Here is a 25296-nt window from a genome sequence, read left to right as displayed (position 1 = left end):
ATTTTAAACCATTGGCTGAGAATAAAAAGCCTATAATATCTATGGTTTTATAGAAGAAAGAAATTTGTCGAGGCGCTTTTATTAAAGTAAAAACTTGTTAGACTATAACGCAAGTCAGCAGAATGACATGGTTGGCCTGTGGCGAGCCATGAATAATAAATAACACTGGAAGCAATCGAGAGAGTTTAACTCTTTCATATCAATGGAGAATCGAGCAATGGCATTTGAACTACCAGCTCTTCCTTACGCGAAAGACGCGCTAGAACCACATATCTCAGCAGAGACTCTAGATTTCCACCACGGTAAGCACCACAACACTTACGTAGTTAAGCTAAACGGTCTTATCCCAGGTACTGAGTTCGAAGGCAAAACGCTAGAAGAAATCATCAAAACGTCTACTGGCGGCGTATTCAACAACGCAGCACAGATCTGGAACCACACGTTCTACTGGCACTGTCTAGCTCCAAACGCGGGCGGTGAACCAACAGGCGCAGTTGCTGACGCAATCAACGCTGCATTCGGTTCTTTCGAAGAGTTCAAAGCGAAGTTCACTGATTCAGCAATCAACAACTTCGGTTCTTCTTGGACTTGGCTAGTTAAGAAAGCTGACGGTTCTCTAGACATCGTTAACACTTCTAACGCAGCGACTCCTCTAACAGAAGGAGGTACAACTCCACTTCTTACTGTTGACCTATGGGAACACGCTTACTACATCGATTACCGTAACGTTCGCCCAGACTACATGAATGGTTTCTGGGCGCTAGTTAACTGGGACTTCGTAGCAGAAAACCTAGCTAAATAATCCTCCCCTATAGGATTTAAAATTTAGTCGCTTAAAAAGCCAGCACTTAGCTGGCTTTTTTCTTTTCTAGTCAGTCATTTCCCCTAAAGTTCACCTCGATGTTGCCGCTACATAGGCATCAAGCGAGGTAACATGCAAACTCAGATTCACACCTTAGATAAAGCGGGTATTATTAACGAACTTCAGTTCGGCAAGGGGATTAACCATGCTGTTCACGAAGGGCGTCGTGCCGACTTCGCTTTGATTCTGTCGATGTTTTCTGATGACGTTCGCGATAATACCCCCATCGAGAAGGTAAACGAGCAGGACGCAACTGAAGAAGCTTTGAGGCGCCGATTCGAACTGCAACCTCCCCAGCAAATTCGTTCTGATCAGGACTCCTACCCTATCTCGGCGATGCAAGCCGATATGTTTCATCGCGCAGGCTTACCAAGTGCCAAACTGACTCACTACCTTCACCCCGAAGTTCTGACATACATGCCAGAAGATACACACGACCTTCCTGAAGAGATTTACAATAATTTATCTGGCCATCAACGCCGTCAGTTAGGCGAAAAAGACGCCAAGGAACTGATACCTATCGATCTCTACAATCAGCTGATCAAAGCCCAGCGAACCTTCCAGATCCAAACGCAGGTTTAAAGATCAATCAAGATCACACTATCCTGTCTTTGATTCTCTTTTATATTCAATCAATCACTTATAAATGTGAATGAGTGCAAATTATTTACCCTAAGCACAAGATATGCACAAGTTATTTGAGCTTATTCACACTTAAGCAACAACTAATCTACCATGCTATGTGGACAACCTTTTTAGCTATGGACGGAGGCTCACTATATGGATATAAAAAGTGCCGTGATTTTAATCACTTCGGCAGGCTCACAGCTTGGTAGTACGCTCGCTACGCACTTTGCTTCACTGGGTGCCACCGTTGTTCTTTGCGATAAAAGCGCGGCTCAATTGAATGAAACTTTTGTCCGTTGCAAAGCCATTTCACCAGATATATATCAATACGCTTTGCCGGATCATTCAGTGGACTCTATCCACTCTCTTTTCGGATTTATTGATCAATCGGTTCATCAATCACCGGATGTCTTGATCAATGCCTTGACTAGTCAGGCTATGCCCAAGTTTTTTGATGATCGCGCGGGAGATGTCTTTACGCAGCATTTATCATTAATGGCCGCGACATTATTTAGTTTTGGCCAGGCTACAGCAGAAAAAATGCGTCAGGATAAGAAAAACGGCGTGATTGTGAATGTGATTGCTCACGCGGATTACCATGATTTATCCGGATTTGAAAATGCGACCTCTATGGTTGCCGGATTTACCCAGAGCTGGGCGAAAGAACTGACGCCGTTTAACATTCGAGTCGGTGGCGTGGTCCCTTGCTACGAACAAGAAGAAACCCACTGGGCTAAAATCCACGATGAGTTGATCCGCAATACGGAATACATTGTTTCAAACGATTATTTCAGCGGCCGAGTGATGGCCGCCTAAGCTAAAGAGATCGAAGAAGTTTTTCTGATGCTTCTTCGATCAAATCCAGCACCAACTCAAACCCCTTATCACCGCCGTAGTAGGGATCCGGAATTTCATCTTCACCCGCTTCTCCAAAGCTAAGAAAAAGCCTAATTTTATCTTGATATTGTGAAGGGCATTGCGCTTTTAAATCGGCTAAGTTGTCTCTATCAGCCGCTAAAATCAGGTCAAAGTGCTCAAAATCGCTATCCACAACTTTGCGGGAACGAATCCCTTTGAATGAATAACCTCGCTGCTCACCCGCGGCTTTAGAGCGAGGATCTGGTGGGTTACCTTGGTGGTAACCAATCGTACCTGCGGAATCGACTTCAACATCCACGCCCATTTGCTCTGCTTTCGCGCGTAGAATCGCTTCTCCCGTGGGAGAACGGCAAATGTTTCCCATACAGACAACTAATAGTTTCTTTGTCATGTCTCTTCCTAGCCTTTCCCTTTAAAACCAATGGTTTTTTGCACTGCGTTAGATGAGCTATCATAGACACAGTTTTATTAAATTAAAAAGGATTTACCGTGACCTCTGAGAGCCACAAAGAAGAACGCCATAAAGCGCGTCAGCAAAAAGTAAAAGAGCAAATCGACGCTAAAGTTGCTGCTGCTCAGGAAGAAAAAGGCCTACTACTGGTCATCACGGGTAACGGTAAAGGTAAATCCACTTCAGGATTTGGCACTATTGCCCGCGCCGTTGGCCACGGCTTCAAATGTTCAGTTGCCCAGTTCATTAAAGGGACATGGGACAACGGTGAGCGTAACTTGCTAGAAAAACTCGGGGTGGAATTCCAAGTTATGGCGACGGGTTTTACTTGGGAAACTCAGAATAAGTCCACCGACACCGAAGCCGCACAGAAAGTTTGGCAAGAATGTAAGCGCATGCTGAGCGATGAGTCTATCGATGTGATTCTGTTTGATGAGTTAACCTACATGGTCAGCTACGGCTACATTGAACTTGATGAAGTCGTTGAAGCATTGAACAACCGACCAAAGATGCAATCTGTGGTCATCACAGGCCGCGGGGCGCATCGTACGTTGATCGAGATGGCCGATACGGTATCAGAAGTGAAAAACGTCAAGCATGCGTTTGAGTCCGGGGTGAAAGCACTCAAGGGTGTTGATTGGTAACGGTTTGCTGATCAGTGGCGTAGTCACTCTACGCCACGCTTTCTTGTACAGTATCGCTATTCAATATGGATGTTGTTTTGATGCTTATAATGTCCATCAGGCCATATGTGATTGGGGTAGTGATAACGATCTGATTCCATGATGGCGACTGTACCAGGCAATTTATCGCTCAATGCTTTTCTCGTCTTAAGTCTCATCTCATCAGAAAACAAATCCGCCTGAGAGCCTGAATACGCAGCGGTTGCCAGATAGAAGAACTCGGTAACTTTACACGCATCATCGCAGGTCGGGTCATCATAAAAGTAGTAACCTTTCTGTTCTGCCGTTTGCCATTGGCGATACAGCTCACTCTGCTGCGAACTTTGATCGCTGAATACATTCGGAAACAGCCCCTGCCACCCTGCATTCAGGATCAAATGATGAATCTCTTCTTGGGAGGCATCTCGATCCGCATCTGGATTGGTTTCTTCCGCGGACAAGTCCTGCCCAACAATGCCATCGATGTCCATTTGTTCAAACGCTTGATCACTAAACCCTCTGGCACTCATGACCAAAGTTGCTCGATTACCCTGAAGCTCATTAACCATACCCGTTTGGTCAACCTGACCATCTTGATCGTTGTCCAGCCACTGTGCGGCAACATTCGCAGCGTGGCGCAGTTTATCAATCGGCACCTGGTTCGTCGCACAAATGGTAACGGCATTAAACACCGTTGCTTTTTGTGTAAAGAAATCAGCCGGGCAGCCTTGTTTAGCGTAGGGGCTAGGATCGAATTCCCCAGCCTGCGCTGGCACAACCATAAATGGTAAAAGATAAGTCAGTCGTTTCATGTTCCCTCCTTAGTCAGAGCTCCACTCTACTCACATTCACAATATGAATCTGTAAGCACTTGTAATGACTTTGTAAGTGGACCAAAAACAAAAAAAAAGCGAACCCTGGGGTGCGCTTTCAATTGATATCCATGTGGGTTAGTTGAATAGACCTTTCAGTAAGCTATTCACTGCTTCTTTGGTCTTTTCATCTTTGATCTTGTCACCCAGTTTCTCATCAAGCTTCTTCAGGCCGCGATCAATTTCTTTCTGCGCTTTTTGCTTCAGAACATCATCGAAAACAAGCTTGAATTTAGGCTGCTGCCAAGAGCCAGAGATGTTGATTGGAATCGTTACATCACGCAACTCATCAATGTCTTTACCACCCTGCCCTTCTAGCGAGCCAACGATTGAAGTACTAACCGTGAAGTCGACGGTTTGATTCAGGTAATTCGCACTACCATTGCCACGAATGCGCAGCAGTGGCGATTGCATCGTTAAATCGTTGGTCGACACATTGCCCTTGTTCAGTTTCAGCGTCGCCTTCATCGCACTAAAGTCTGTCTTTTGCGTCTCATTGCTAGACTCAACTTTCTGGCCTTTTATTTTGGCGTAGTTTTCACGAATCAATTGTGCAACGTTGATGCCGTTAACGGCACCATCGGTGAAGTTAATTCCAATAGTACCGACCAAGTTTTTCTGAATACCCGTTGGGGTTAGACTGCTGCCTTTAACGTCAACATCAATATTACCCGTCCCTTCCAGCATGTCATTATTTGCCACGTCTTTCAGTAACGGCTGAACTTTAACGCCTTTGATTTTCTTCTTCGCTGTGTAAGAAGCTGGGCTCTTACGTGCATCCAATTTAGCGGTTGCAGTAATTGAACCTTGGTACAAGTTTGACGAGAACGAAGTCAACTTTGCAATACCGCGATTGACATAGAAGCTCGCTTTGACGTTCTGCATTCTGGCGTTGCTGGCTTTGAACTTATCAATGGTAATGTCACCTTTGACGTCCAACGTCTTCAACGCTGACAAATCAGGTTCTACTTCGGCCTGTGGCTTACTTGCAGATGCAGAAGCGCTACTAGAGCTTGTCGAGCCTGTATTCTGCGTACCTGCTGTACCTGATGCTGAAGCATTCTCTGCTGGCTTATTCAGACCAAGAAACTCATCCAAGTCAATATTTGGACTGTGCAGAGCAAAGCGCACTTTTGGAATATCACCTAGCGTCACATCTGCCTTACCATCAAAAGCAAGTGCGTTGGCGGTTAATTTCTCTAACACAAAGCTCAAGTGGCTTTTTGTCAGATCAAACGTCAGATCGGACGCCATATCCACTTTCATTGGCGATTGAGGCAATGAGTCACCTTTGAATGTCGCATCCAAAGTCAGTTTGTTCATCACCACTTTAGAAATCGCCTTGTCGACCGTCAGTGCACCAGCGCCTTTCATATTGATGTCAAGGCCAGCCGCTTGGCCTGCAACGCTGTAAGTCAAAGCATTTGCTTTATCAAACTCAAACGTTTCCAACCCTAGCTTGATTGAATCCATCTTGGTTGCCTGGTCGCTAAAGCTCGCATTGAGATCAATATTACGCAGCGCATACTCAACAAAGCCTTTTGCTAGCTTAAATTCGGCACTACCTTGCGCCGTGAACTTTTGCTGGTTGTTTTCGCCTTTGGCGGCAAAATCAGCTTTAGTCCAAGTATCTACTGCAAACTCAGACAAGTTGAGCGACACATCGTAGAGCTTAGTGTACGAACCAGCCTGCTTATCCTGAATTTCAACCGCAGCATTAGAGACTGTGACTCCAGCAAGATTGATCGTCCAAGCAGAAGCTGGGCTTGGGCTTGACTCTGTCGGAGCAGAATCCGCAGGCGCTTCTGTGTTTTGCGTATCCGTTGTCGCGGCTTCCGTCTGCGTATTTTGAGCCTGAGTCAAAGCATCGATGTTCTTACGGCCATCTTTGAGCGTTTCGAGGTAAAACTCTGCGCCATCAAGAGTGATGTTGCCAATTTCAAGCTGCTGACTGAATAAAGGCATAACGGAGACATCAACGCCCACTGTTTCAACTTTGAACATGTTTGGCTGGCTAAAACCCTGCGGGTTACGCAGTTCCGTTTTGCCTAGCTCAAAGCCGATAGATGGGAAGAATTGCCAGCTGATATCGCCTTCAATCACTAGCTCAAGGCCAGTTTGTTTCTGCGCTTGCTCAACAATAAGAGGTTTAAATTGGTTTGGGTTAACCAAAAGTACCAGTGCCAATAGAGCACCGATAATGATTACTAGAGGAATCGCTATAAATAGGAACAGTTTCTTCATCAGCATTATCCTTGCTATTCGGGTATTGCCAGACGTGAGTGGACAAATATCCCAAGTATAAGTCTTGTCGGAAAACTTTTATGAGACATAAAAAGAAAGTGGCACTTAAAGTGCCACTTCTTACATAAAAAATAAAGCGCCTGAATGAGATAAGGGCTTAAGCTTTCAAAAGTTTTGCAATGTGAGCTTTTAGTACATCGATAGCAATACGGTTTTTACCGCCACGAGGAACGATGATGTCCGCGTATTGCTTTGAAGGTTCGATAAATTGCATAAACATAGGACGCACTGTTTCTTGGTACTGCTTCAGTACTGATTCCATTGTACGGCCGCGCTCTTCCACGTCGCGCTTCACACGGCGCAGCAAACAAATGTCGAGAGGAGTGTCCATAAAGACGGTCGCGTGCATCAAATCACGCAAACGTGGATCAGTCAGAAGAAGAATACCTTCCAGAATGATCACCTTCTTTGGTGTCATAGATGAGGTATTTTCTGTACGTGTGTGGTCTGTATAGCTGTATTCTGGTACTTCGACTGCTTCGCCACGAGTCAGCATTTCAAGATGCTCACACAGAAGGTCATGATCCAGCGCGCTCGGGTGGTCGTAGTTGGTCTTAACACGCTCTTCCATGCTCAGGTGACCCTGATCGTTGTAGTAGCAATCTTCCGTAATCACACCAATTTGATGATCGCCCACTTTCTCACGAAGCTCGTTGTAGATAGTGCTGGCGATTAAACTTTTTCCAGAAGCAGACGCGCCAGCAATACCGACGATGACGCATTGATTATTATCAGACATTATTCTTGCACCCGATGAATTGAATTGGTGTCATGTTCTAATACTAGCATTGTGCATAAAAGCACACATTGTGTATTAGTGTGTAATAGATAAACCGCCTGATTATAGGGAGTTCGGCTTGCAGTTACTAGTGAGGATTTAGCCCAAACCTACAAATGGATTAAATAAGCGCAACGCAAACGATTACAAGCCATAAGATGACGAAACGAGTGCTTAAAAAGCACTCGTTTTATCGTTACTCGACCATTGTAAATTGGATAGATGCCGGCTTTTCTTTGCCATGCCAGTACATTCGGGCACATACGGATTCAGCCAGTTGAATATACTGAGCTGCATGTTCAGAATCTGGACGCGCTGCTACCGTCGGACAACCGTTATCAATGTCTTCACGCATAGAGATGTGCAGAGGAATTTGAGCCAATAAGTCGAGGCTATACTCACTCGACATCTTCTCGGCGCCACCCGCTCCAAAGATGTGTTCTTTACCACCACAATGGCTACAAATGTGGTAACTCATGTTCTCGACTAACCCCACAACTGGAACTTGCACCTTCTCAAACATTGCCGCACCTTTGCGCGCGTCTGCTAATGCGAGATCTTGTGGTGTTGTCACTATCACAGCTCCGGTCACAGGAATTTGCTGCGCGAGTGTCAGTTGGATGTCTCCCGTCCCCGGCGGCATATCGATCACCAGATAATCCAGCTCTGGCCACTCTGTCTCATTTAGCAATTGAGCCAGCGCTTTAGACGCCATCGGCCCACGCCAGATGGCTGCTTCATCCTTCGATACCAGATACCCAATCGAATGTGTGTAAATGCCATGCGCAGCAATAGGCTGCATCCACTTATCATCGCGAACAACCGGTGTCGCATTTTGCTGACCAAGCATCATTGGTACGGACGGCCCATAAATATCCGCATCAAGTAACCCGACTTTTGCCCCAGATTGCGCCATGGCGAGCGCTAGGTTGACTGAAGTTGTGGATTTACCGACACCGCCTTTCGCAGATGTCACTGCGATGACATTTTTCACCCCTTTAACTTCATGGCCAACATGAGTTTCTAATGGTTTAGGTACCACGGTAATCTCGCACTCAAAAGCGGCAACCTCACCACCTTGTTGCTGAGACTGAACCCATTCAGACAACTCGTTAACGAGCGCTTTAGCAGCAAATGGAATGGCAATCTGGATAGCATTTGCTCCGACCGTGACAATATTGGCCACAGATGCCCATTGCGGAGCTAAGCTCGGGTGCTCAAATTGGTTTAACCAAGCACAAAAATCTTGCTTTGAAGTGAACTGACGCATAGGTCCTCCTTATGCATCTAATCGTAGCACTGAGCAGCGCAGGACTGAACCCCGAAAAAACTAAGGTAATCGCGCTGATGACTCCTTGGAGTCACTGGTGGGATAATGTAGTATTACTCTCTATTTTTATACACCTTAAGAAGCGATTATTAAGTATGGCAAACGATCCAAGAAAACTACTGGTCACTTGTGCCCTCCCGTACGCTAACGGTTCGATTCACCTAGGTCACATGCTTGAGCACATTCAAGCTGACATCTGGGTTCGCTACCAACGCCTACGTGGCAACACTGTAAACTTCATCTGTGCTGACGATGCTCACGGCACGCCAATCATGCTAAAAGCACAACAGATGGGTATTACGCCAGAAGAGATGATCGCTGCAGTAAGTGAAGAGCACCAGAAAGACTTCGCTGGCTTCGATATTAGCTTTGATAACTACCACAGCACACACTCTGAAGAGAACCGTGAGCTGGCTTCACACATCTACCTAGAGCTGAAAAAGAACGGCTTTATCTCTAGCCGCACTATCTCTCAGCTTTTCGATCCTGAAAAAGAGATGTTCCTACCGGACCGTTTCGTAAAAGGTACTTGTCCTAAGTGTAAGTCAGAAGACCAATACGGTGATAACTGTGATAACTGTGGTGAAACGTACAGCCCTACTGAACTGATTGATCCTAAGTCAGCAGTATCTGGCGCAACTCCAGTAATGAAAGACTCTGAGCACTTCTTCTTCGATCTACCTCAGTTTGAAAGCATGCTGCAAGAGTGGACTCGCTCTGGTTCTCTTCAAGCTGAAACAGCAAACAAGATGCAAGAGTGGTTTGAGTCAGGCCTTCAACAGTGGGACATCTCTCGTGATGCACCGTATTTCGGCTTTGAAATCCCAGGTGAGAAAGACAAGTTCTTCTATGTATGGCTGGATGCCCCTATCGGCTACATGGGTTCATTCAAAAACCTATGTGACAAGCGCGATGACCTAGATTTCGATGAGTACTGGAAGAAAGACAGCACAACTGAGCTTTACCACTTCATCGGTAAAGACATCGTGTACTTCCACTCGCTATTCTGGCCTGCAATGCTTGAAGGCAGTGGTTTCCGTAAGCCAAACAACGTATTTGTGCACGGCTACGTTACGGTAAACGGCGCTAAGATGTCTAAGTCGAAAGGCACATTCATCAAAGCCGCTACTTACTTAAACCACCTAGATCCAGAATGTTTGCGTTACTACTACGCCGCTAAACTAAACAGCCGTATCGATGATCTCGATCTTAACCTTGAAGACTTCACTCAGCGCGTTAACGCTGACGTGGTCAACAAGATTGTTAACCTAGCGTCTCGTAACGCAGGCTTCATCAGTAAGCGTTTCGAAGGCAAGCTGTCTGACAACTTCGCTGAGCCTGAGCTATACAACGAATTCGTTGCAGCTGCTGATCGTATCGCAGAGCTTTTTGAGACTCGTGAGTTTGGCCGTGCTATCCGTGAAATCACAGCACTGGCAGACAAAGCAAACCAATACGTTGATGAAAAAGCACCGTGGGTTGTAGCGAAAGAAGAAGGTAAAGACCAAGAGCTGCAAGACATCTGTTCTGTGGGTATTAACCTATTCCGCGTTCTGATGACTTACCTGAAACCAGTTATGCCAGAGCTTGCTGCACGAACTGAAGGCTTCCTAAACGAAGAACTGACTTGGGAGGGCATCGCTGTACCACTAACGGGGCACGAAATCACTAAGTTCAAAGCACTTTTCAACCGCATCGATCCTAAGAAGGTTGAAGCGATGGTTGAAGCTTCAAAAGAAGACGCAGCAGCAGAAGTGGCAGCAAAAGAAGCGGCAGAAGCAGCAAAGAACCAAGCAAGCCAGACTGAACTAGCTAAAGAGCCAATTGCGGACGAAATCGAATTCGACGCTTTCGCAGCAGTTGATATGCGTATTGCTCGCATCATCTCTTGTGAAGAAGTGCCAAAAGCAAACAAATTGCTTAAGTTCCAATTAGACATCGGCGGTGAAACTCGTCAGGTATTCTCTGGTATTAAGTCAGCGTACAAACCTGAAGAGCTAGAAGGCAAGCTAACAGTAATGGTAGCAAACCTTAAGCCTCGTAAGATGAAATTTGGTATGTCTGAAGGCATGATCCTAGCTGCTGGCCCAGGTGGCAGCGATCTTTGGATCCTAGAACCGCACGAAGGTGCCCAGCCAGGCATGCGCGTCATGTAAGTCAGCTGACTTTTAGTTACTCAAGCCCCGCTTTTATAGTGGGGCTTTTTTGTGTCCTATTTCACACTTTTGGTGAGTTCGTGCACCTTCTAGGAGCACACCAATACGCCTAATTAAAATAAACCATTGAAATATAATGGATAAAAACTTGGCACCAAAGCTGCTCTACCCATTAAGAGGTATCAAGCAACAAGGAGTCGGTCATGTTTGTACTCATTTCTATCATTATATCCATAGGCATTTTGTTGGCGCTGTTTCACTTTTCAAAACATCGTCAAACGACACTACAGAGAAAATTCGACATTCTCGTATTACTTAGGCAAGTTTTGCTGCTCAGTCGGCAGCACAGATCGCTCACTCATCAAGCCCTGTCTCAGCAAAATCAATTTCAGAACTTTCCTGAGTTAGAACGAGTCTATGACCAAATGATGGAGAAATCGGGTGAGCTGATTTCAGTTGCACAGTTTGAAAACAAGCCCATGTATCGAATTTTGCAATTGAAGCTCAAAGGGTTACATAAAGAGTGGTCGCATCGTTCTATCGCTCGTAATCAGGTTGTACACGGGCACGCCATCCGCCACTGTATGTTCTTAATGGATGAAGTCGCCATCGCTTGGTTGATCGAATCTGGGCGAGGAGAATTGAGCGATGAATACCACCTTAACTGGCAGCAAGTCCTCGATAGCATGGAAGTGCTGACTCAATTACGTGTTTCCATTCAGGAAGCTCATTACCCAGAAGGCATGCTGCGTGTGAAGTATTATTGTGATAAATCAAGGCGTAAGCTTAACCAGTTGTCATTGATTTGCCCGATGTCGCTTGCCTCACCACTAAGCTCAAAGTCGATGCATACACTGTCTGAAATCGGAGCATCCGATGAAATGGTGCTGTCTGTGGAAGAGCTCTACCAGCTGACGACAGATATCTCCCTGATCATTTCTCAGGTTTACGACCAGATGCTGTCAAACATCACTGAAAGTTTGTATTTACCCCTGCCTAAAGTTGCTTTTAACTAATGAGTAGCAGCGTCACATGATTTGTGGCGCTCTTAATTTGTAAAAATTCTATTAAATATCTTAATTCAAACTTTACAACTTAGTCTAAAATTATAGAATTGACTTAAAATCTTAATTCTATTTTTCTATGAGTAAAAACGATAGTATCGTTTATTATTGTGATGACTTAATCTTAGACAGAAAAGAAATGTCTATTCAAATAGATAGTCATGAAAACAAATTAAACTACAATGAACTAATGATTATTATCCATTTTATGGAAAATAATAATCAGGTCATATCAAAGAACCATCTTATCTCTGTAGGTTGGCCAGACAGTATTGTTACCGACTCCTCACTACACAAAGCTGTTTTTAATCTACGCTCAGCAATTAGTTATTCCAAAAGCGTCGAAATAAAAACTATTCCTAATAAAGGCTATATGTGGGTGTGCCATCATTTTGAAGCAAAGCGTATTGAGCAAAAAAGCGAGAATACGGCAGGCGTTGGACAAGTACCGCAAAAACTCCTCAAGGTAGGCATGGCTTCCCTTTCAGTGGTGTTGCTTAGCGCTGCACTGTGGTCCGTCAGTAACAGTTACTTTTTTAATATGACCTTTATCGATGACCAATACCACATTATGAAAATACAAACGAAGACGGTATTAAAACGCAAAGATCAGTCTTTACCTCAGGAGCTCATCGATAAAATAAAGGACATGCCTTGTGAGTGTTCCTATTTTTATTATAAGAACAAAGACACTTATGAATTATCAATATTTAGTTCAAAAAATAAAACCAGTAACAATTACTTTATTGATAAAGACGAATGGGGTGTATTTATAAAAGAGTGGGACAATAAATAATGAAGCGATACTATATTTTACTTACTATTAGTGTTTTGGCTTTTTTGGGTTCTATTGTTTTCGATAGTGATATTAATTTTAGAGGTGGTGTATTCAACAGCAATATTATTACTCACCCATATAAAGAAGAAAAATGGCAAGAAAACATCAATATATTGATCAATGAAGACGGTAGCTATCACGCAACGCTCATCCTAGAAGGGAATGAGCTGCCAAGAACGGAGGTTTTCTCTGTGTTTGGTCAACTCAATAAAGACACCGAATACGCCTATCAGATCGTTTCCAAAACCAAATCAATGCAAGAGACTTCGCTACCGGAGCTGATTTCTGAACCCTACACACAACTGTACTTTTCTGAGGATTTGACCTTAGTCGATTCATTCAACATTATCTATCGTGACAAAGATAAGCTGATAGTCGAAGCAAAAGAAGGCGAATTGAAAACGCTGATGATCACCAGAGAGTAGAGGCTGCCTCTTACCGAGAGGCAGCTAAATAGGTCTAGAAGGAGTACGTCGCCCCAATCTGAAAGATTTTGTCATTCGCCTTTTTTTCCAAATCAAAATCTGAAAATTTGAGTTCTCGATAGACAAAATTTGTGTTCAGCGCCCAATGACTCGAAAAGTAATAGTCATTATTTAAATGGACTTCGTGCTTGTAGATGTCCATCCCCTCCTCTTCAAAGTAACTGAGGTTATAAAAAACATTCAGCCTATCATTGTCACTTAGGTTAACGACGCTTCCCAACTCCAACGACATACCATCTTCAAACCGACTCACCTCATCAATAACAGCGACATAGTCTTGTGGGTTCAGAGGATCATGTTCTTCGTTCTTGAATGACCTTCGGCTCGTTTTGAAATCACTCCAACCAACAGCGGCATATGGCTTAAATCTTCCCAATGACAGAAAGTAGCCCAGACCAATGTATTGATTCGCGCTCGCGAAATGCTCTTTACCTGAGTACTGCGCAGACGCGTTGCTGGTCTGACGTTCTGCTCCCTCTAAGCTTGACTCATTGTAACGAGCCTGAATAAAAAGCTGATCATAGAAGTTCCAAGAAGCATCCAAATAGGCTCCTAAACCTTCTCTTGCATCCTCGTCTCCATACAGTCCCTCACCCGCATTGCTAATGTGCAGGCCAGCTGAAACGTGATCGAATGGGTTTTCTAGGGCATAACACTGACTGGTTAGAATGAGTGTGCTGATAGCGAAGAATATTTTTGACACGGATTTTCCCTCATAAAACTTGTGTAATTCCTAACGACAGGCTGTCGTTCAAAGCTGGCACAAGGTAAAGAAGCCAGGCTGAGATAGGAACGGAAGGTTTCTTACTGGTTCTGAAAAAGCTAAAACCGTGTTTTTAGCTTTTTTGAGGGCATAGGTGTTTTGAGTAAAATAAAAAGCCCCGCTCAGTGAGCAGGGCTTTAGAAAGGGAAAAGTTTGTTTGATTAAAGCATCTTACGTGCAGCTTCAACCACAACTTTGATTGAACGCGCTTCTGTTTCTTTCAGCGTTGAATGATCTGGGATCTCTTTCTGAGTACGGTTGATGATAACACCCGCCACACAGCCAGCTTTCAGGCCCGAGCTCGCACACATAGTGAGTAGTGTCGCAGACTCCATCTCAAAGTTCAGCACACCCATATCTTGCCATTCTTTCATTGAGCCTTGGAAACGCTTCACTACACGGCCTGAGAAAGTATCGTAACGTTCCTGACCTGGGTAGAAGGTATCACTAGATGCGGTTACACCCATGTGTACATCTGCACCAGACTCTTCAACTGCGGCTTTCATCGCTGTTGCTACTTCAAAATCAGCAACTGCTGGGAATTCCATCGGAGCAAAGTGCAGACTTGCACCATCTAGACGAACAGAACCTGTTGAAACAATCATGTCGCCAACATTAACGTGTGGCTGAATTGCGCCTGTTGTACCCACTCGTAGGAAAGTACGAACACCCAGTTGCGCCAACTCTTCAACTGCGATTGAAGTAGAAGGGCCGCCGATACCAGTCGAACAAACAACAACTGGCTTACCATCTAGCTCAGCACGGTAAAGCGTGTATTCGCGGTGGCTTGCCAAAAATACCGGATTCTCCATTTCTTCTGCGATCTTTTGAACGCGTGCAGGGTCACCTGGAATAATCGCTAATGTTGCACCTGCAAGATCAGCTTCAGTAACACCTAAGTGAAATACGGCTTGAGACATAGGGGGCTCCTTAGTTTGACGAAACTTGGTTCAACACACGAACCTGTTCGTTCTATAAATTTCATCGGGTACAGGATTACTTTATCTAACTCACGCCCACCAAAGAGTGATAAAACTCACAATGATGAGCGCAAATAATATTAGCATTGCACATAAAATCGGTTGGTATCACACTTTTATACAAATTGGCTGCTTGTGTTGCATAAAAAACAGCCTCTGTCCCTTGGATACAGAGGCTGAGCGTTTAATCAGAAACGTCCTTTTTGAACTAATCCTGCTGAGATTTGAATTTCAACAGTCGAAGCGCATTCAGTGTCACAATCGCTGTTGCCCCACTATCTGCTAAAACTGCGACCCAGAGACCCGTGATACCCAATAAACTGGTGACTAAGAACACGCCCTTCAGACCCAGAGCTAAGAAGATATTCTGGCGAATATTGCTTAGTGTCGCACGTGACAGCTCAATCATACCTGCCAGCTCCACCAAACGGTTGTGAGTGATTGCAGCATCTGCGGTTTCAAGAGCAACGTCCGTACCGCCGCCCATAGCAATACCGATGCTTGATGCTTTCATCGCAGGAGCATCATTGATGCCGTCACCAACCATAGCGACATTCGCGTTTGAGGACAGCTTCTCAACATAGGTTACTTTATCCTGAGGCAGCAGGCTGGCTTTGAAATCAATGTCGATCATCGAGCTGATCGCTTGCGCGCTGCGCGGGTTATCCCCCGTTAACATAATCGAATTGATACCTAAGCCTTTCAACGCTTTCACTGCTTGAGCGGAGTCTTCACGCAAGGTGTCTTGCCAAGCAATCAGGCCCATTACTGTGTTTTCGTTCTGCACGGCCACGACTACCGTTTTGCCCTGATCTTCCATCTGCTGGATACGAGATTCGATATCGCCGCTCAACTCAAACCCAAGCTTACTTGGTGCAATTGCCTGATACACAACCCCATTCACCACACCGCGAACACCACTACCAATCAATGCCTGTTTGTCCAAAGCTTCTGGTAAGTGAATACCTGCTGATTTGGCTTTGTTCACCAGTGAGACGGCCAACGGATGGCTTGAGCCAACTTCAATAGCCGCAATGTTCTCGAGCAGTTCGGACTCTTGTACATCACCAAGGGTAATGATGTCCGTTACTTCCGGTTTACCTTTGGTCAAAGTACCCGTCTTGTCGAAGGCGATGGTTTCAATCTTTCCAAGCTGTTCTAGCGCCGCACCACCTTTGATTAGAGCACCACGTTTTGCTGCCGCAGCCAACCCTGATGTAATAGCTGCTGGTGTGGAGATCACCAGAGCACAAGGACATGCAATCAACAGCAATGCTAGACCGCGGTATACCCAAGTTTCCCATGGCTGAGCAAAAAACATTGGTGGCACGATAATCACAAACAGTGACACCAGCATCATAAGTGGCGTGTACCAACGGCTAAATTTGTCTAAGAAACGTTCCAGAGGCGCTTTACGTGATTCTGCTTCTTCAATCAGATGAAGAATCCGATCAATGGCGTTCTCACCTTGTTTAGAGGTAATGGTGAAGCGCACCACTTTGTCCACCACAACGGCACCAGCCATGACAGATTCATTTTGGTAACGCTCGACTGGGATGGATTCACCTGTCAATGCACTTTCATCAAAACTGGCTACATCACCGACCAATTTGCCATCTGCAGGCAATCTTGCTCCGGGAGAGACCTCGATGATATCACCAGGTTGTAACTCACTGGCTGACACTTCAACACGCTGACCGTCAATAATTTTGGTCGCGGTTTCCGGCACCAGTTCCATCAAGGCTTGAACGCCGCTGCGGGCACGAGAAGCGGCAAAAGCCTCTAACTGCTCACCAATCAAAAACAGCAGTAATACCATGGCCGCTTCGACAGTCTCCCCCAGATAAAGAGCACCCAGTGCAGCCACACTCATTAGTGTTTCAATGGCAAAGGGCGTACCTGATTTGGCTAATACAATGGCTTTCTTACCGATAGGATACAAGCCAGCCAAACACGTTAGGATAAACATCCATTCGCTAACTAGAGGAAGAGCGGGTTTGAGCACTGCCGCAACCGCCATCGCCGATGCAATGGCGATAATCTGCGCGTTTTGCTTAAAGATATGTTTCCAGCCAGAAGCCGTTTTTTGATTAGAAGAAGAGTTGGGGCTGGCAAAGCTAAAGCCAGTATCTAGAATGGTTTGTTCTACCAGTTGCGCCACACCAGAGTGGTCTACTTTTACAACCAATTTTTCTGTCGCAAACAGAACTTTGGCTTCAACAACACCATCAACTTTGTTAACGGCAGTTTCAATTTTTCGCGCGCAGGATGGGCAGTCCATACCACCGATTTTCCAGCTTTGCGTCATTCGAGGGGCTTGTGACAGACCGGAGTCACTTTCCTCATCGGCTGGATCAGTGCCACTGCCACAACTGTCTGAGCTGCAGCAGCCAGAATCCGCCGTTTCTACGCCTGCTATCTTAATGGTTGAAATTTTTGGGCTGGCACAAGAGCCTGTATTTGAAGGATTAACCGCCACTTTGTCTGAACGACATGCTTGATGTTTGGTGCACATAAACTTATCTCCATTGAATGTACACCTTAATCATAAACCTTGGAGTCAACTCCAAGGTCAACTATTTTTTGCTTCCTGAGGCAAAATTTCTTTCTGACTGGCCACTTCATCAATCAAGACAGCGTCATGAGTACAAAACGGCTGAGAGTTGATACTGGTAATCGAGGGATCTTCCTCCACCAGCTCAGTGGTTTCACCTTTCATTAAGTCGGCCAAGTGCATGCGTAAAACAAAGGTCGCCAGGATGCCAAATACAATCGAGCCAAGCGCTTGACCATAAAGCACGCCCAGTGCCCCAAACCAACTCGAACCTAAATAAACAAACGGCAACGTCCCTAACGTCGCTTTACCTAAGTTTAATGCTGTTGAATAAAGCGGTTTACCAAGATTATTGAAAGAGGTGTTGGCGACAAATTGCGCCCCATTGAAAATGAAGCTCACAGCCACATAGGTACAAAAGGCGGAGACGATAACGGCGGCATCACCTTTCAAGCTGAACCCAGAAATCACCAACGATTGTGCGAAGTAGAGAGTGAAGCAAACCAGAATCGTGTAGGTGGTGGTCACTATTAGTGAGTTGTTTAACGTATCACGCACCCGATCAAATCGCTCTGCTCCGAAGTTTTGGCCTATGATTGGCCCGACCGCGCCTGACAGAGCAAATATCACCGCGAAACACACTGGAATTAGACGTCCGATAACCGCATAACCTGCGACAAAATCTTCGCCATATTGTGCAATTGACGTTGTTACGATTGCGTTGCCAATCGGGGTCGCGATATTGGTGATAATGGCTGGAATCGCAATAGTCAGAATCGCTTTGAGATTGTTACTCCACGCAGGCAGCGACAAGCGCGCAACCAAGTTATGAACACGAATCAGAGGATAGATAGAGAAAAACAGCACGGTAAATCGGGCAAAGACGGTAGCAATCGCGGCGCCTTCCACATTCCAGCCAAAACCGAAGATGAAAATTGGATCGAGGATAGCGTTAGCAATACCCCCCGCCAATGTCGCCCACATTGAGCGTTTCGCATCGCCAGCTGCTCTTAAGCCCGCGCCCGCGGACATGGCAATAGCAATCACAGGGCCACTCGGAATAAGGATTCTCAGATAAGCTTCGGCGCGTTCTGCCACGTACCCTTTAGCACCTATCGCGTGCAGCAATTCGGGAATATAGAAAAACATGACCGCACTGACCACGCTGCTGATGACAAAAGCGGTAGCAATAATGCTGCTGCTCAGTTGTCTGGCATGATCGCGCTGCTTAGCCCCTATCGCCTTAGAAACCAAAGCCCCCATTGCGATGGATGTACCAATAGAAATTGAAGTAGAGAAGAACACCAGTGTGCCAGCGAAACCGACCGCAGCAGCCAGCTCCACTTGCCCCAACATACTGATAAACAGCATATCCAGTAAATCGACAACAAACAGGGCCATTAAACCAACAGAACCTGCGCCTGACATCACCAAGATATGGCGCATGGTTGAACCTTCAACAAATTTAGCGCTCTGATTCTGCATGCTTCTCCCCGAACTTTACTGGTATCAATAACAACAAGAGGCGCATATTTGCGCCTCTTTTACAATTTGTAACACGTCACTATACCGGATGCTTAAAGCAATCGTCCAGATTCTTCGCCACCGCTCTGAGCACATCCCGGCGCGTAATAATGCCGACGAGCTTGCCGTTATCAATCACCGGATACACCTTTGGTTTACCCACTTGCATCATATCTGCCAGTTCAATAATCGAGGTATCTGGGCCAACCGAAATAACATCAGGGTGCATGCAATCCGACACAATGTGAGTATCCTGACAGTAGTAACTGACCTTAACCAGTTTATCTAGTAAGTCATGCCCTGAAAGAAAACCAATCACTTCTTCTTTTTCATTAATAACCGGTCCACCGAGATAACTCGACTTCATCACTTTTTCCAGCGCAGCACTTAGTGACATTTCAGGTTTGAACGTCACGGCTTGCAGTGTCATGTAATCTCTTACTTTCAATGATTCCATTTGTGTCTCCTTAACGAGCAAGTCACGCTTGCCATATTGTAATTGTTGTCTAATTTCTTGATTTTACTAAATTGAAAACAACAATTTTTCCAATAGGCGTTGCCTATCACAAAACTACTCGCCGGGGCAGTTAGCCTGAGCGTCACGTGCCGCCAACCAACTACTGAACATCGAGACACAAAATGGCACACAGTAGGTCAAAGACGCTTTGGCCCAATTGACAGAGCCTTCCCCCAGAATCGCATCATACTGATTGATTAGATTGAGTAAGGTGCCCACCACCGCCGCAATGATCAGCGCTCTTTTCGTCATTTGCACATTCATCTTATTGAGCCTTATGTTTGTATAAGTACTTTGTTCTCTGACTAAACTATAGTTAGAAGATGGAAAGCAGTTAAGGATGAGGCTCGTGAATTCGACATTTTCAGCGGCAGTCGCCAGTAACCCAGACCTCATGCATGCTGTTTTTGAATCACTGCCTGAACCGACCTTTCTGATCAATAAATCCGGTATCTATATCGAAGCTTGGGGGGGTACAGACACCAAGCGCCATCACAATCCAGCATCACTGATCGGGCTCAATCAATATCAGGTGCTTCCCGCAGACAAAGCGGTGTGGTTTAGTCAGGTTATCGTCGATGTCATCGATAACCAAAAACCCGCTGAACTCAGTTACTCGCTTGACCCGAAAGAGCTGACTTGTTTTGAAGGCGTTCAGGGACCGGTAGAAATCCAGCACTTCAGCGCTCTGGTGATCCCCTTACCCAATACAGAATATGTGCTTTGGACCGTACGCAACATTTCTGAATATCAACGCGCACTCGATAAGCTGGCAGAGCAACAAAATGAACTCGAACGGCTGACCTTAATCGAGCACCTGACCCAAGTCTATAACCGCTATGCCATGGATGCATTACTGCCGGATTCCATTGAATTGACAAGATTAAAAGACATGGGAGCCGCCGTGTTTATGATCGATATTGACTGCTTTAAAGAGTTCAATGATCACTATGGGCACATCAAAGGAGATGAAGCGTTAAAGGCGGTCGGTAGTGCAATCAAACAATGGGCGCACAACAACGATCTGTGCTTTCGTTATGGCGGCGATGAGTTTCTGGTGTTTGTTCCTGGCATATCGGAACATATGTGTATTCAGCACGCACAAGACCTGCTCGATGCTATCGCTCAAATTGCGCTAGAGCATGCGGCATCGCATGTTTCCCAATACCTGACAATCACCATTGGGATTCGTCATTGCGATCCAATTCCCGCAGATATGACCGCGGAAAAGTTTGTTGGAATTGCAGATAAGGCCTTGTTCTTTGCTAAAAAAAGCCAACGAGGCACCATCCACAAAATGTAAATCAAATAAAAAAACAGGCCCATCATCAAGAGGGCCTGTTTTTATGATTTCCAACGTTCAGCGGCTTTCGCATCCGACTCTCGGGATTCAACCCAGCGAGTTTCTTCCGTTGTGCGTTCCTTTTTCCAGAACGGTGCTTTAGTCTTTAGATAATCCATGATGAATTCGCAGGCTTCAAACGCCGCACCGCGGTGCGCACTAGACACACCAACAAATACGATTTGATCACCAATATCCAAATCACCGACACGATGAATAACGCGAACATCAAGCAAAGGCCAGCGCTGCTCTGCCTGCTGACAAATCTCGCCGAGTGCTTTTTCTGTCATCCCCGGATAATGCTCCAGAGAGAGCCCTGTAACATTGTCGCCAAGGTTCATGTCTCGTACTTTGCCAACAAATGTAACAACCGCGCCAGAGGCTGTGCCCTGTGCGAGAGCTTCGTACTCAGCGCCAACAGAAAAGTCTTCGAACTGAACAGACACACGTTCCATCATCAACCTCCTGTCACAGGAGGGAAGAAAGCCACTTCATCACCATCGTTCAAAGGGTGTTCCAGAGACACAATGGACTGGTTCACCGCTGCCAGTAGTTTACCGGGTTCCAGCGCTAAGTCCCATTTACCTTCACGGGTGGCGAGGTCTGCGCGCAGTGCTTCAACGGTTTCAAAACGAGGTTCCAGTTCAAGTTCATCGGTATCAACCAATTCACGGGTCTGAGCAAAGAACAGTACTTTAATCATGCATCCACCTTAAAATGACCTGACTTACCGCCGGTTTTCTCCAGTAGGCGAACCTGACCAATCACCATGTCTTTCTGCACCGCTTTACACATGTCGTAGATGGTTAACGCCGCCACTGACGCCGCGGTTAGGGCTTCCATCTCAACCCCAGTCTTACCTGCAAGTTTGCACACAGACTCAATACGAACCATGTTTTCAGATTCAATCGCTTCCAACTGAACTTCAACTTTTGAAAGAAGAAGCGGATGGCAAAGCGGGATCAGATCCCAAGTTTTCTTCGCTGCCTGAATACCCGCAATACGAGCGGTCGCAAACACGTCCCCTTTATGATGTTGACCCGAAACAATCAACTGCAAGGTTTCCGGTGCCATATGAACGAAAGCTTCAGCTCGCGCTTCACGCACAGTGTCATTTTTTGCCGATACATCGACCATATTGGCTTCACCGGAGGCATTAATGTGAGTGAACTGACTCATAGTGCTACCTGCTTATACAGAAAGGTGTGGCATGAAGTTACAAGGACGATGGCTGGCATCCAACTGCTGCTTAATGATTTTTGTCCAGCCAGTACGACAAGCACCTGTCGAACCCGGCATTGCAAAGATGACAGTATGGTTCGCAAACCCCGCAATCGCGCGAGACTGAATGGTCGATGTACCAATTTCTTCGTACGACACCTGACGGAACAGCTCACCAAAACCTTCGACTTCTTTGTCAAACAGAGGCTTAAGTGCTTCAGGTGTGCTATCGCGAGAGGTAAAGCCCGTACCACCGGTAATCATCACAGCTTGCACGCTTTCATCCGCAATCCACTGAGAAACAATTGCACGGATTTTGTACATATCGTCAATCACGATCTGCTTGTCCACAACGTTGTGACCCGCTTCTTTTGCGTTCTCAACCAGATACGCGCCAGAAGTATCATTCTCTTCTGTGCGTGTGTCAGAGACAGTTAGTACGGCAATGTTTGCTGGTTGAAATTTGCTTTCTGCGTGACCCATTTGTTCACCTACCTATTTCGATTTGTTCAGATTGCGCCAAGCTGAGGCTTAGCCCAACATAGTATGTTTGAGAATTGAGTATCAGCGTTTAGCCGCCAATCGACGCTAGATGCGGCGTCATGCCCGCATTGCCATCGTGGAGGAAGTGGCTCACTGATTTAGTCTGTAATTGATCCTGAATACGCTGAATTAACGCGGTTTCTTGCGAGTCTTGCTGCAATAAATCACGCAGCTCAACACCATGCTCACCAAACAGACACAGATGTAATTTGCCTTTGGCCGAAACACGTAAGCGGTTGCAGCTCTCACAGAAGTCTTTTTCATAAGGCATGATAAGACCAATTTCACCTTGATAATCAGGGTGGATAAACACCTGAGCAGGTCCATCGTTGTTTGCACGCGCTTTAAGTAACCAACCATTAGCAATCAGCTGATTGCGAATCGCTACACCTGAAACATGATGATTGTGGAAGAGCTGATCCATCTCACCGGTTTGCATCAGTTCAATAAAACGCAGCTGAATTGGGCGGTCTTTAATCCAATGTAGGAACGCTGGCAGCTCATGAGAATTGAGGTCCTTCATCAACACCACGTTCACTTTGACCTGTTCGTAACCCACTTCAAAGGCGCGATCGATACCAGCCATCACTTCGGTAAATTTATTTTCACCTGTGATCTGATAGAACATGCGCGGATCAAGGCTATCAACACTAACGTTAATATGCGTCAGACCAGCCTGCTTCCAGTCAGCAACCTGCTTCTCCATTCGGTAGCCATTAGTGGTCGTTGCCACTTTACCGATGCCTTTGGTCTCGGCCACGGTATGAATGATATCAGTGAAGTCTTTACGCAAGCTCGGTTCACCACCAGTAATACGGACTTTCGACGTACCACAGTCAGCAAACGCTCTAACCACACGTTTGATCTCAGGAAGCGTTAAAAAAGACGAGTTTTTCTGTCCCGAAGGTTTATAACCATCAGGCAGACAATATGTGCATTTAAAGTTACAGACATCTGTAACGGAGAGACGCAAGTAATAAAACTTGCGATGAAATCTATCTTCGAATTGTTGCGCCACGGAACACCTTTCCAAACACGGGAGGCGATAATCATTTCCAATTATGCCCTTGTGACAATTTGTCACTGGCTCAGCACGCTTATTCACTATGAACTTAGCCCGATGAGCTCGGAGTTATGGCAACTGCCTATTAAGACCAATACTTAAAAACAGTAGCTGACGATAAAATACTTAATAATTGTGCGTGTTTCTACCCTCAAGATAAAAAAATCACACCCAGCGCCCAAAATACCCCGTATTGAGTACTTTCAGCGGTTCGATTATTCTAGATTGTAGATGAATATAATCAAATAAGAACAAAATTAATGACTCTGTACTGCACGAAAAAAGTGGTCGCCGTTGGTGGTGGTCACGGCCTTGGACGCATGCTGGCGGCTTTGAAAGACTTTGGTGAGAATGCGACAGGCATTGTTGCCACTACAGATAACGGCGGTTCAACTGGCAGGATACGCAACTGTCAGGGTGGTATTGCCTGGGGTGACACCCGCAACTGCATTAACCAGTTGATTACGGAACCCTCCATCAGTTCGATGATGTTTGAATATCGCTTCAAAGGATCTGGCGAATTGGATGGTCACAACTTGGGTAACCTAATGCTGACCGGCCTCGATAACCTGTCAGTTCGACCTTTGGATGCCATCAACCTTATCCGCAACATGCTTAAAGTCGATGTGAATATCATCCCAATGACGGAGCACCCTGCTGACCTTAAAGCACTTGCCCCTAACGGTCAGTGGGTAACAGGGGAAACCAGTGTCGATGAAATGCCTGAAAAACTGGTCCGTCTCGATTTAGAACCTGAAGTTCCGGCGACCAGTGAAGGTGTGCTTGCAATAGAGCAAGCGGATGCGATCATTCTTGGTCCAGGCAGCTTTCTAACCAGCATTATGCCGCCATTGCTGTTACCTGAAATTGGCCGAGCAATCGAAAACAACCAAAAGGCCCAGCTTGTCTTCGTCGAGAACCTCTCTCCAGAATACGGTCCTGCGGGTAAGATGACTCTGAAAGAGAAATTGGAATGGTGCGAACGCGCCTGCCGTGGTCGAAAGATTGATGTGGTATTGGGCGAGGAACCTCACCCTGAGTTAAGCGATTGGAATTGCATAACAACGCCTCTCGCTTCACCGAATCGAGACTGGCGACACGACAGAAGCAAATTGCAGTCTGCCGTTGAGTCACTATTGTGCGAGTAACGCTTTATAGCGCTGTTGGGTTTCGCTCAGCAGCGCAACCATTTGTTGCTGCGTCGCTGAGATATCGAGCGTCTGACCTGATTTGGCTTTCGCATCCACTTCAACCGCGTACGCACACAGAGATTCAGCCCCAAAACTTGCCGCACTGCTTTTCAAGGCATGGCTGATCTCTTTGAGGTAAATATCTTTATCTAACCCTTCATCGGTACTGAGCTTTTCGATGTACTGCGCCAGCTCCCCAAGAAAGATATCAAGTAAAATCGGCACATTGTCCGCACCAATTTCACTTGCCAGTCGGTCTATTTTGGTTTGATTTAACACTTCCATGATCGA

At 45.8% G+C, this 25296-nt stretch carries 27 protein-coding genes and 1 riboswitch; of the genes, 10 read left to right on the top strand and 17 right to left on the bottom strand.

The features are described 5' to 3' along the window. The first annotated feature begins 217 nt into the window (after positions 1 to 217). From sodB to F0265_RS13040, 3 genes are all read left to right on the top strand, one after another. Positions 218 to 802, top strand: a complete 585-nt coding sequence (sodB, locus tag F0265_RS13050) for a superoxide dismutase [Fe] (protein WP_171749211.1) — start codon at positions 218 to 220, stop codon at positions 800 to 802. A gap of 132 nt (positions 803 to 934) precedes the next feature. After that, complete coding sequence (locus F0265_RS13045) at positions 935 to 1444, top strand: VC2046/SO_2500 family protein (protein ID WP_021454914.1); 510 nt, start codon at positions 935 to 937, stop codon at positions 1442 to 1444. A gap of 198 nt (positions 1445 to 1642) precedes the next feature. Further along, positions 1643 to 2305 (top strand): SDR family oxidoreductase, encoded by a 663-nt coding sequence (locus F0265_RS13040; RefSeq protein WP_006962981.1) that lies wholly within the window; start codon positions 1643 to 1645, stop codon positions 2303 to 2305. Position 2306: 1 nt separating this feature from the next. On the opposite strand, the gene F0265_RS13035 is transcribed toward F0265_RS13040, so the two are convergent. After that, a complete protein-coding gene (locus F0265_RS13035) occupies positions 2307 to 2759 on the bottom strand; it encodes a low molecular weight protein-tyrosine-phosphatase (RefSeq protein WP_171749210.1) in 453 nt (150 codons plus the stop codon). Positions 2760 to 2857: 98 nt separating this feature from the next. On the opposite strand from F0265_RS13035, the gene cobO reads away from it, so the two are divergent. Further along, the gene (cobO, locus tag F0265_RS13030; RefSeq protein WP_171749209.1) at positions 2858 to 3463 is read left to right on the top strand and encodes a cob(I)yrinic acid a,c-diamide adenosyltransferase; all 606 of its coding nucleotides are present in this window, start codon (positions 2858 to 2860) and stop codon (positions 3461 to 3463) included. 56 nt (positions 3464 to 3519) lie between these two features. Here cobO and F0265_RS13025 read toward each other — a convergent pair whose 3' ends face one another. The 4 genes from F0265_RS13025 to apbC form a co-directional block, all read right to left on the bottom strand. Further along, positions 3520 to 4293 carry a hypothetical protein gene (locus tag F0265_RS13025; RefSeq protein ID WP_171749208.1) on the bottom strand — a complete coding sequence of 258 codons (774 nt, stop codon included), beginning with the start codon at positions 4291 to 4293 and terminating at the stop codon, positions 3520 to 3522. A gap of 138 nt (positions 4294 to 4431) precedes the next feature. Further along, the gene (locus F0265_RS13020; RefSeq protein ID WP_171749207.1) at positions 4432 to 6597 is read right to left on the bottom strand and encodes an AsmA family protein; all 2166 of its coding nucleotides are present in this window, start codon (positions 6595 to 6597) and stop codon (positions 4432 to 4434) included. Positions 6598 to 6754: 157 nt separating this feature from the next. Continuing rightward, entirely contained in the window at positions 6755 to 7396 is a 642-nt protein-coding gene (gene udk / locus F0265_RS13015; protein ID WP_006962998.1) for a uridine kinase, read from the bottom strand. A gap of 235 nt (positions 7397 to 7631) precedes the next feature. Further along, positions 7632 to 8705: an iron-sulfur cluster carrier protein ApbC gene (apbC, locus tag F0265_RS13010; RefSeq protein ID WP_171749206.1), complete on the bottom strand. Its 1074-nt coding sequence runs from the start codon at positions 8703 to 8705 to the stop codon at positions 7632 to 7634. A 155-nt stretch (positions 8706 to 8860) separates the two neighbouring features. Here apbC and metG point away from each other — a divergent pair, with 155 nt between their 5' ends. From metG to F0265_RS12990, 4 genes are all read left to right on the top strand, one after another. Continuing rightward, a complete protein-coding gene (gene metG, locus F0265_RS13005; protein ID WP_171749479.1) occupies positions 8861 to 10921 on the top strand; it encodes a methionine--tRNA ligase in 2061 nt (686 codons plus the stop codon). Positions 10922 to 11124: 203 nt separating this feature from the next. After that, complete coding sequence (locus F0265_RS13000; protein ID WP_171749205.1) at positions 11125 to 11937, top strand: hypothetical protein; 813 nt, start codon at positions 11125 to 11127, stop codon at positions 11935 to 11937. Between the two features lie 127 nt (positions 11938 to 12064). Next, positions 12065 to 12781 (top strand): winged helix-turn-helix domain-containing protein, encoded by a 717-nt coding sequence (locus F0265_RS12995; protein ID WP_171749204.1) that lies wholly within the window; start codon positions 12065 to 12067, stop codon positions 12779 to 12781. Beyond that, the gene (locus tag F0265_RS12990; protein WP_216607881.1) at positions 12781 to 13248 is read left to right on the top strand and encodes a hypothetical protein; all 468 of its coding nucleotides are present in this window, start codon (positions 12781 to 12783) and stop codon (positions 13246 to 13248) included. The genes F0265_RS12995 and F0265_RS12990 overlap by 1 nt, the downstream gene beginning before the upstream one ends. 34 nt (positions 13249 to 13282) lie before the next feature. On the opposite strand, the gene F0265_RS12985 is transcribed toward F0265_RS12990, so the two are convergent. The 6 genes from F0265_RS12985 to nrtS all read right to left on the bottom strand — a co-directional run bounded on the left by F0265_RS12985 (position 13283) and on the right by nrtS (position 19910). Further along, positions 13283 to 14011: an outer membrane beta-barrel protein gene (locus F0265_RS12985; protein WP_171749203.1), complete on the bottom strand. Its 729-nt coding sequence runs from the start codon at positions 14009 to 14011 to the stop codon at positions 13283 to 13285. 221 nt (positions 14012 to 14232) lie between these two features. Beyond that, entirely contained in the window at positions 14233 to 14991 is a 759-nt protein-coding gene (gene udp, locus F0265_RS12980; protein ID WP_006963005.1) for a uridine phosphorylase, read from the bottom strand. A gap of 268 nt (positions 14992 to 15259) precedes the next feature. After that, a complete protein-coding gene (locus F0265_RS12975) occupies positions 15260 to 17566 on the bottom strand; it encodes a zinc/cadmium/mercury/lead-transporting ATPase (RefSeq protein WP_171749202.1) in 2307 nt (768 codons plus the stop codon). Positions 17567 to 17623: 57 nt separating this feature from the next. Further along, positions 17624 to 19090 carry an MATE family efflux transporter gene (locus F0265_RS12970; protein ID WP_171749201.1) on the bottom strand — a complete coding sequence of 489 codons (1467 nt, stop codon included), beginning with the start codon at positions 19088 to 19090 and terminating at the stop codon, positions 17624 to 17626. A 79-nt stretch (positions 19091 to 19169) separates the two neighbouring features. Beyond that, positions 19170 to 19586 carry a CBS domain-containing protein gene (locus tag F0265_RS12965; protein WP_006963008.1) on the bottom strand — a complete coding sequence of 139 codons (417 nt, stop codon included), beginning with the start codon at positions 19584 to 19586 and terminating at the stop codon, positions 19170 to 19172. Positions 19587 to 19700: 114 nt separating this feature from the next. Then, positions 19701 to 19910, bottom strand: coding sequence for a nitrate/nitrite transporter NrtS (gene nrtS, locus F0265_RS12960; RefSeq protein WP_095571785.1), 210 nt, complete (start codon positions 19908 to 19910; stop codon positions 19701 to 19703). An 85-nt stretch (positions 19911 to 19995) separates the two neighbouring features. Here nrtS and F0265_RS12955 point away from each other — a divergent pair, with 85 nt between their 5' ends. After that, positions 19996 to 20949: a GGDEF domain-containing protein gene (locus F0265_RS12955; protein WP_171749200.1), complete on the top strand. Its 954-nt coding sequence runs from the start codon at positions 19996 to 19998 to the stop codon at positions 20947 to 20949. 41 nt (positions 20950 to 20990) lie between these two features. Here F0265_RS12955 and moaE read toward each other — a convergent pair whose 3' ends face one another. The 5 genes from moaE to moaA form a co-directional block, all read right to left on the bottom strand. Next, on the bottom strand, positions 20991 to 21446 hold the full coding sequence (moaE, locus tag F0265_RS12950; RefSeq protein ID WP_006963011.1) for a molybdopterin synthase catalytic subunit MoaE: 456 nt from the start codon (positions 21444 to 21446) through the stop codon (positions 20991 to 20993). Then, positions 21446 to 21691, bottom strand: a complete 246-nt coding sequence (moaD, locus tag F0265_RS12945) for a molybdopterin synthase sulfur carrier subunit (protein WP_171749199.1) — start codon at positions 21689 to 21691, stop codon at positions 21446 to 21448. The genes moaE and moaD overlap by 1 nt, the downstream gene beginning before the upstream one ends. Beyond that, positions 21688 to 22167: a cyclic pyranopterin monophosphate synthase MoaC gene (gene moaC / locus F0265_RS12940; RefSeq protein WP_006963013.1), complete on the bottom strand. Its 480-nt coding sequence runs from the start codon at positions 22165 to 22167 to the stop codon at positions 21688 to 21690. The genes moaD and moaC overlap by 4 nt, the downstream gene beginning before the upstream one ends. Before the next feature lie 12 nt (positions 22168 to 22179). Next, on the bottom strand, positions 22180 to 22692 hold the full coding sequence (gene moaB / locus F0265_RS12935) for a molybdenum cofactor biosynthesis protein B (RefSeq protein ID WP_006963014.1): 513 nt from the start codon (positions 22690 to 22692) through the stop codon (positions 22180 to 22182). 88 nt (positions 22693 to 22780) lie between these two features. Then, positions 22781 to 23770 carry a GTP 3',8-cyclase MoaA gene (gene moaA, locus F0265_RS12930; protein WP_038510252.1) on the bottom strand — a complete coding sequence of 330 codons (990 nt, stop codon included), beginning with the start codon at positions 23768 to 23770 and terminating at the stop codon, positions 22781 to 22783. Next, a riboswitch (molybdenum cofactor riboswitch) is annotated at positions 23759 to 23896 on the bottom strand. It overlaps the preceding gene by 12 nt. A gap of 179 nt (positions 23897 to 24075) precedes the next feature. Between moaA and F0265_RS12925 the strand changes: the two genes are divergently transcribed. After that, complete coding sequence (locus tag F0265_RS12925; protein WP_019275535.1) at positions 24076 to 24963, top strand: YvcK family protein; 888 nt, start codon at positions 24076 to 24078, stop codon at positions 24961 to 24963. Here the strand turns inward: F0265_RS12925 and luxU are convergent. Next, complete coding sequence (luxU, locus tag F0265_RS12920; RefSeq protein WP_171749477.1) at positions 24949 to 25293, bottom strand: quorum-sensing phosphorelay protein LuxU; 345 nt, start codon at positions 25291 to 25293, stop codon at positions 24949 to 24951. The two genes, F0265_RS12925 and luxU, sit on opposite strands and share 15 nt — an antisense overlap. Positions 25294 to 25296: the final 3 nt, after the last annotated feature.

This window comes from Vibrio sp. RE88, from assembly GCF_013113835.1.
In the GTDB taxonomy this organism is placed as follows: domain Bacteria; phylum Pseudomonadota; class Gammaproteobacteria; order Enterobacterales; family Vibrionaceae; genus Vibrio.
The sequence above is the reverse complement of the archived record's forward strand: the minus strand, read 5'-3'. Positions and strand labels throughout refer to the sequence as shown.

Bases quoted from the DNA above. Each gene is read 5' to 3' on its own strand.
- sodB (WP_171749211.1), top strand. From the start codon at position 218: ATGGCATTTGAACTACCAGCTCTTCCTTACGCGAAAGACGCGCTAGAA.
- F0265_RS13045 (WP_021454914.1), top strand. From the start codon at position 935: ATGCAAACTCAGATTCACACCTTAGATAAAGCGGGTATTATTAACGAA.
- F0265_RS13040 (WP_006962981.1), top strand. From the start codon at position 1,643: ATGGATATAAAAAGTGCCGTGATTTTAATCACTTCGGCAGGCTCACAG.
- F0265_RS13035 (WP_171749210.1), bottom strand. From the start codon at position 2,759: ATGACAAAGAAACTATTAGTTGTCTGTATGGGAAACATTTGCCGTTCT.
- F0265_RS13025 (WP_171749208.1), bottom strand. From the start codon at position 4,293: ATGAAACGACTGACTTATCTTTTACCATTTATGGTTGTGCCAGCGCAG.
- F0265_RS13020 (WP_171749207.1), bottom strand. From the start codon at position 6,597: ATGAAGAAACTGTTCCTATTTATAGCGATTCCTCTAGTAATCATTATC.
- udk (WP_006962998.1), bottom strand. From the start codon at position 7,396: ATGTCTGATAATAATCAATGCGTCATCGTCGGTATTGCTGGCGCGTCT.
- apbC (WP_171749206.1), bottom strand. From the start codon at position 8,705: ATGCGTCAGTTCACTTCAAAGCAAGATTTTTGTGCTTGGTTAAACCAA.
- metG (WP_171749479.1), top strand. From the start codon at position 8,861: ATGGCAAACGATCCAAGAAAACTACTGGTCACTTGTGCCCTCCCGTAC.
- F0265_RS13000 (WP_171749205.1), top strand. From the start codon at position 11,125: ATGTTTGTACTCATTTCTATCATTATATCCATAGGCATTTTGTTGGCG.
- F0265_RS12995 (WP_171749204.1), top strand. From the start codon at position 12,065: ATGAGTAAAAACGATAGTATCGTTTATTATTGTGATGACTTAATCTTA.
- F0265_RS12990 (WP_216607881.1), top strand. From the start codon at position 12,781: ATGAAGCGATACTATATTTTACTTACTATTAGTGTTTTGGCTTTTTTG.
- udp (WP_006963005.1), bottom strand. From the start codon at position 14,991: ATGTCTCAAGCCGTATTTCACTTAGGTGTTACTGAAGCTGATCTTGCA.
- F0265_RS12975 (WP_171749202.1), bottom strand. From the start codon at position 17,566: ATGTGCACCAAACATCAAGCATGTCGTTCAGACAAAGTGGCGGTTAAT.
- F0265_RS12970 (WP_171749201.1), bottom strand. From the start codon at position 19,090: ATGCAGAATCAGAGCGCTAAATTTGTTGAAGGTTCAACCATGCGCCAT.
- F0265_RS12965 (WP_006963008.1), bottom strand. From the start codon at position 19,586: ATGGAATCATTGAAAGTAAGAGATTACATGACACTGCAAGCCGTGACG.
- nrtS (WP_095571785.1), bottom strand. From the start codon at position 19,910: ATGAATGTGCAAATGACGAAAAGAGCGCTGATCATTGCGGCGGTGGTG.
- moaE (WP_006963011.1), bottom strand. From the start codon at position 21,446: ATGATGGAACGTGTGTCTGTTCAGTTCGAAGACTTTTCTGTTGGCGCT.
- moaD (WP_171749199.1), bottom strand. From the start codon at position 21,691: ATGATTAAAGTACTGTTCTTTGCTCAGACCCGTGAATTGGTTGATACC.
- moaC (WP_006963013.1), bottom strand. From the start codon at position 22,167: ATGAGTCAGTTCACTCACATTAATGCCTCCGGTGAAGCCAATATGGTC.
- moaB (WP_006963014.1), bottom strand. From the start codon at position 22,692: ATGGGTCACGCAGAAAGCAAATTTCAACCAGCAAACATTGCCGTACTA.
- F0265_RS12925 (WP_019275535.1), top strand. From the start codon at position 24,076: ATGACTCTGTACTGCACGAAAAAAGTGGTCGCCGTTGGTGGTGGTCAC.